The organism is Gemmiger formicilis (assembly GCF_016901605.1).
GTDB classification, from domain to species: Bacteria; Bacillota; Clostridia; order Oscillospirales; family Ruminococcaceae; genus Gemmiger; species Gemmiger formicilis_B.
The window spans coordinates 1-5,613 of sequence record NZ_JACJKP010000183.1; the positions used below are offsets into that span (position 1 = coordinate 1).

5 protein-coding genes are annotated in these 5,613 nt (G+C 55.7%); 4 read left to right on the plus strand and 1 reads right to left on the minus strand.

Annotated elements, in window-relative coordinates; translation table 11 throughout:
• Positions 1–1,581, minus strand: a 1,581-nt coding sequence (locus H6B10_RS12195; protein WP_204651854.1) for a DUF6076 domain-containing protein, incomplete at its 3' end; no start/stop codon positions are given.
• A 307-nt stretch (positions 1,582–1,888) separates the two neighbouring features.
• Here H6B10_RS12195 and H6B10_RS12200 point away from each other — a divergent pair.
• From H6B10_RS12200 to H6B10_RS12215, 4 genes are all read left to right on the plus strand, one after another.
• Entirely contained in the window at positions 1,889–2,848 is a 960-nt protein-coding gene (locus H6B10_RS12200) for an AAA family ATPase (protein ID WP_204651855.1), read from the plus strand.
• Between the two features lie 88 nt (positions 2,849–2,936).
• The gene (locus H6B10_RS12205) at positions 2,937–3,329 is read left to right on the plus strand and encodes a plasmid mobilization protein (protein ID WP_204651856.1); all 393 of its coding nucleotides are present in this window, start codon (positions 2,937–2,939) and stop codon (positions 3,327–3,329) included.
• The gene (locus H6B10_RS12210) at positions 3,310–3,477 is read left to right on the plus strand and encodes a hypothetical protein (RefSeq protein ID WP_204651857.1); all 168 of its coding nucleotides are present in this window, start codon (positions 3,310–3,312) and stop codon (positions 3,475–3,477) included. The genes H6B10_RS12205 and H6B10_RS12210 overlap by 20 nt, the downstream gene beginning before the upstream one ends.
• A 75-nt stretch (positions 3,478–3,552) precedes the next feature.
• Positions 3,553–5,370 (plus strand): recombinase family protein, encoded by a 1,818-nt coding sequence (locus H6B10_RS12215; protein ID WP_204651858.1) that lies wholly within the window; start codon positions 3,553–3,555, stop codon positions 5,368–5,370.
• Positions 5,371–5,613 lie beyond the last annotated feature (243 nt).

Here is a 5,613-nt window from a genome sequence, read left to right on the forward strand (position 1 = left end):
CGCGGGGTCCACCGTGCGGCTTTTTGCCACTTCCTCGGCGGCCACTTCCTTGCAGGTGCGCTGCCCGCCATTGGGAGATTTGCGGTCACAATACTTTGCAGCTGAGCTGAACGGTACAAACAACATTCCACACTGCTTGCATCTGCGGGCGGTCTTATGCTGACCGCACATTTGCAGAAAATCCACCATGACAACCTCGGCCAGATTGTCTGCTACATAGTAACTACGGCTGGCAATGTCGGGATGTTTCCGGGCTTTTGGAGATTCCTCCGGCAAAGACAAACGGCTGAGCATTTTCATGTGGAGCCGCTCATACAGCTTTTCCCCAGCCTTTATGCCGGAATACCGCAACAGCATGGCGTCGCCCAAAAACTGAGTGGCATCCTTTTCAGGATGGTTGTCGGCGGCCACCAGTGTGAATTCCACCAGATCTGCAAGACTGGGCTGGAAATCAGACAGTACTTTCAGCTGTTCCCACAACCGATTGAGAATCGTATAGGCGGCAGCGGAATACTCCCGATCATCGGAATCCCCATAGCGTACTAACACCGCATCGGGTTCCGGCCAGGAATCCAGAAACCGCTCGATACACTCGGAGGCACTTTCCAGAGCAAAGGCTCTGTTCAGCTCCCGCAGTGCCACGTTTACGAATTTGTTTTCTCTCATGATGTCCTGGTCTCCCTGAGAGAGGGCCATAAAGTTCAGCTTCCGCACCGCCTGATAGTAAAAGTCAGAAGCGGCCTGGGTGCAGTAATCTTTCAGCAGACTCTGCATGGCTGGGTAATCCTGCAAGGCATCCTGCACCTTATTGTAGAGTGCTGCCACCTGACAGTAGAGTGTCTTTTCCGGGTGGGCCAGCCCCTCAGCCACGGTGCGCAGATTCCTTTCGGGAGGTGCTGGCGAAGAAGCCGGCGCCACATAATGCCAGTCAGAGGTGATAAACAAATCCGGATTGATGGGCATTTCGGCATCCCGGTTTGCGTCCAGCAGTGCTTTCGCTTCCTGTGCCAGCTCCGCCCAGGGGAGATCCAATGCAGCAAACACTAGCATCCCCAGCGGGTAGCTTTCTTCCATCCAGATGTTTTTCTGATGTTCCCGAAGATAGTCTATGTATTCCTGTGGACTCATGCTGAGCAATCGTTCCAGCAGTTCATACCGATGGATTACACCGGTACGCTGTCTGCGCACGAATATGAGCCGGGGCGGCTGCTCTGCCTGGGCAGAAAGTGGCTCCTCCGCCTCCAAAGTTTCCTCCGGTGTTGGTTCCGGGGGTTGCTTATCAGCAAAGAATTTGCTGCGCCACCGCTTCAACCGGTTCAGCAAGGTTCCCTCGTCAGGCTCAAAATCCGGTTCCTTTTCAAACTCGGCATCCAGCGGCCCAGGTTCAGGGGCTTTATCCAGAGATACTCTGGCTTTCTCGATATTCTCCAGCAGCATATGGTTGGCTTCCAATTCCTGCTGGCGACGCATTTCCCGGGCGGCGGGATCACCCTGAAGTTGGGGTGTGAACAAGGATTGGGGAATTAAAAAGGGCTGTAGCAGCTTATCGCCCTCAAAACGGAAGATAAAACCTGTAGACATAATGGATTTTCCTCAAATGTAGAGCGTTGCAAATACAACGTTTTATCGCTATATATTTGTGTAATGACTCTAAAACTAACGTGTAATTTCATCTTTACATGAAAACATCGTAACATGTATAGCTTTTGACGTCAAGGCGTGATATTCTGTTGCCACGGAACCTTGAAAACTGAATACCCGGCCGCTGAAAGAGATACGATCTTGCCATGACCCGCAGGGCGAGCGAGACGACGTTGGGGAGACACCCGGACAGGAACGGATTCGGCGGACCGGCCTTTCATTTGAACTTCATGAAGGAGGTACTTTTGTGAATGAACAAGAGATCCTCTGTTTTGCGGATATCCAGGCAGAGGAAGTGAAATGGCTTTGGTATCCTTACATCCCATACGGGAAGATCACCATATTACAGGGCGACCCCGGATGCGGCAAAACGATGGCGGTGCTGTCATTGGCGGCACTGCTCTCCAAAGGGGAAAGCCTTCCCTTTGAGGAAGCTGTCCGGGAGCCCATCAACATCCTGTATCAGACCTCGGAGGACGGCATTGCCGACACCATCAAGCCGAGGCTGGAGAGCGCAGGAGCCAACTGCACCCGCATCAAGATCATCAATGAAGAAAAGCGGGCGCTGACCTTTGACGATCCACGGCTGGAGCAAAGCATCTTGCAGGAGAACGCCCGGCTGCTGATCCTCGACCCGCTTTCAGCCTACATCGGTCCTACGGTGAGCATGAATCAGGCCAACGAGGTGCGGGGCGCTTTCCGCAGTCTGTATGCCATGGCCCAGCGCACCAAATGCGCCGTGCTCATTGTGGCGCACATGAATAAAATGAGCGGCATCAGCGCCTTGTACCGCACCAGCGGTTCCATCGACATTGCCGGTGCCGTGCGGTCCATTCTGACTGTGACACGGTACCAGCGTTCGCCCACACAGCGGGTGCTGGTACCTGTAAAAAGCAATCTGGCCGCTGCCGGTCCGGCGATGCTGTTTGAGCTGAGCGACCATGTGGAATGGCTGCGGCAGCTGGACGAGGACGCGGAATCCCTTTTGAACGGCTGCGATAGTCTGACGGAAGCCCCCACCAAGCAACAGCAGGTGGAGGAAGAACTGCCCCGGCTGCTGGAAAAGGGGCCGGTATCCAATCAGGAGATCATCCAGCATTTCAAGAACAAAGGTATCCAGGACCGGACGGTGAATCTGGTCAAAGGCAGGCTGAATATCCGCAGTGTCCGCAAGGGCGATAAATGGTACTGGCAGCTGAACGCATGAACCAAGGCAACCATGCAAAAGGGCGCGCCGCCGCTGTCCCTTGCGTTGTTGCATACTTACCCAACCGAATGAACCAAAAGGAGAACCCATGAAAAACAAAACCAAACAGCGGACCAAAGAAGTGAAGGTCCGTCTGACCGAGGGAGAGCTGGCACGGCTCAACGACAATGTGGCCCTCACCGGGCTGTCCCGGGAGCAGTATCTTCGTCTGCTCATCATCCACAAGACGCCCACGGCGCTGCCGCCCGCCGATTACCGGCTGTTGCTGCGGCAGATGCAGTGGATGGAAACCCAGCTGAAAGAGCTGGCAGGCAACCAGTCCACCGACGAAAGCCGGGAGCAGCTGGACTACACGCTTCAGCTGCTGAACAGCACGGTGCTGCTCATGCAGGGGGCCATGCTGCCCCGGACATTTTCGCCCTTTACACCCAACACACCCAACGGAGAGGAGGTAAATCCCTATGGAGGGTTTGCAGATTGATTCCCGCTACATTGCCCACAAACTGATTCAGCGGCTGTACGAGGAGGGCAAGATCAACAAGGCCACCTACGACAATGTGCTGGCTACCTATCCGCCGGTCCCGGCAGTGCCGCTTGCCCCGGCCAAAAAGAAAAAGAAGCGGCGTTGAAGAATACCCATTTGTACATTTCTCAAACAAAAACCAATACGCTACAATGAGCGTACACCAAAGGAGGTTGATCCTATGAGCTTTTTACAGGAATACCGGAACCGCCCCCGCCGCGTGGTGTTTTACGGGCGGGTTTCCACCGAACACGAAGCCCAGGTATCGGCGTTGGACAATCAGATGGACTGGTATCAGGAACTGGCGGCCAAGAACCCCAACTGGGAGGTGGTGGGCCAGTATGTGGACGAGGGCATCACCGGTACCCAGGCTACCAAGCGCCCTTCTTTCATGCAGATGATCGAGGATGCACAGAGCGGCAAATTTGACCTGATCGTCACCCGCGAGGTCTGCCGCTTCGCCCGCAACACGATGGACACGCTGTTCTACACCCGGAAGCTGAGCAAGCTGGGGGTGGAGGTCTACTTTGCCGCGGACAGCATCTGGACCATGGACAACGAAGGTGAGCTGCGGCTCACCATCATGGCCACCATGGCCCAGGAGGAAAGCCGCAAGACCAGCGAGCGGGTGCGGGCCGGCATCCAGATGAGCCGGGAGAAAGGGGTGCTTTTCGGCAACGGCAACATCCTGGGCTACGATCTGGACAAGGCCCACAACACCTACGTCATCAACGAGGAACAGGCCGAGACGGTGCGGATGATCTTTGAACAGTACGCCACCGGCGACGGGCTGGGCAAGGTAGCCAAGGCCCTGATCGCAAAAGGCCGCAAGGATGGCGGCGGGCACATGAAATGGGATTCCAGCAAGATCACCCGCATCCTGCGCAACCCCACCTACATGGGCTACTGCGTCTACAACCGCACCCGGACCACCGACCTGCTGGACCACACCCGGGAGAAGAACAACGACGAGGAAACCTACATCCTGAAAAAGGGAAACTTCACCCCCATCATCGACGAGGAACTCTGGCACCGGTGCAACGACATCCGCAAAAGCCGCCAACGGAACCTGCTGGACGAGAACGGCAAGCCCCGCAAGTACGGCGGCACTGTAGCCAAGAACGTCTGGGTCACCAAGCTGGTGTGCCACTGCGGTTCCAAGCTGCGGCGGTATCTGTGGAACACCAAGGCGGACGGCACTCAGGTCTATGGCTTTGAGTGCTACCGACACAAGAAGCAATCCGCCCTGTATCTGAAAAAGCACGGCCTGCCTGAGGGCATCTGTGAACTGAAAGCCTTCCCCGAATGGAAGCTGGAACTGATGGCCCGGAAAATCTTCGAGACCGTGTGGGGCAACCGGCGGGAGGCAGTGCTGGAAGCCTGCCGGATGCTCAACGCCTGCTACCGGGAGGAAAGCGCCGACCCGGACAAGCTGAAGGCACTGGACAAGCGCATGGACGCCCTGAACCAACGGTTGGACAACCTGATCATGATGAAGGCATCCAACCAGATCACTCTGAGCCAGTTTGTGGAGCAGAGCAACGAGATCGGCGCCCAGCAGCAGCGGGTCAACAAGGAGAAGGCGGAACTGCTGGCCAAGCAGGGAGACCACAAGGCGCTGGACATGGACGCCATTGAGGCCAGCCTCTGCGAGGCGGTGGATTTCACCGACGGTATGGTGAGCGAGTGGTTCATCCAGAACTTTGTCCGCCGCATCACACCCATCGACGACACGCGGTTCGCCTGGGTGTTGGATCTGGCGCCCGAACCCCAGACGCTGGTCTGCGAGGTCAACGGGCGGAAGGAATATCCGCGCATTACATTGGAAAGCAATTTATACCGGGGGGCCTGGCCGCCCCCCGGGGCTTCCCGCCAAACCTTTCTGATCAACAGAAACGGTCGGCTGAATGGGGACATTTCGGCGGCGGGATTGGCACAGGACAGGCTGCTATCAAGAACCCCCGCAAGTAAGAGTTCTGTCATTCACCATTGGATTTGATGAAGCACAAACCTTCTATAAATCCCATGGATACGGCATAAAACCGTCAAAATGGCATGATTTGACCGTGGAGGTTTATATCTAATCGCCAAAACCCCCGTACATTCCCAATTGGGCAATGTGCGGGGGTTTTTTATTGGCGCCGAATAGGCATGATAAAACCCCCAGTTCAACTGGGGGTGGATAAAAAATACTTTAGTGAAGAGAAAGAACCTCCTGTGCTAGAATAAAGCTGGTCTGGCA

Bases quoted from the DNA above. Each gene is read 5' to 3' on its own strand.
- H6B10_RS12205 (WP_204651856.1), top strand. From the start codon at position 2,937: ATGAAAAACAAAACCAAACAGCGGACCAAAGAAGTGAAGGTCCGTCTG.
- H6B10_RS12210 (WP_204651857.1), top strand. From the start codon at position 3,310: ATGGAGGGTTTGCAGATTGATTCCCGCTACATTGCCCACAAACTGATT.
- H6B10_RS12215 (WP_204651858.1), top strand. From the start codon at position 3,553: ATGAGCTTTTTACAGGAATACCGGAACCGCCCCCGCCGCGTGGTGTTT.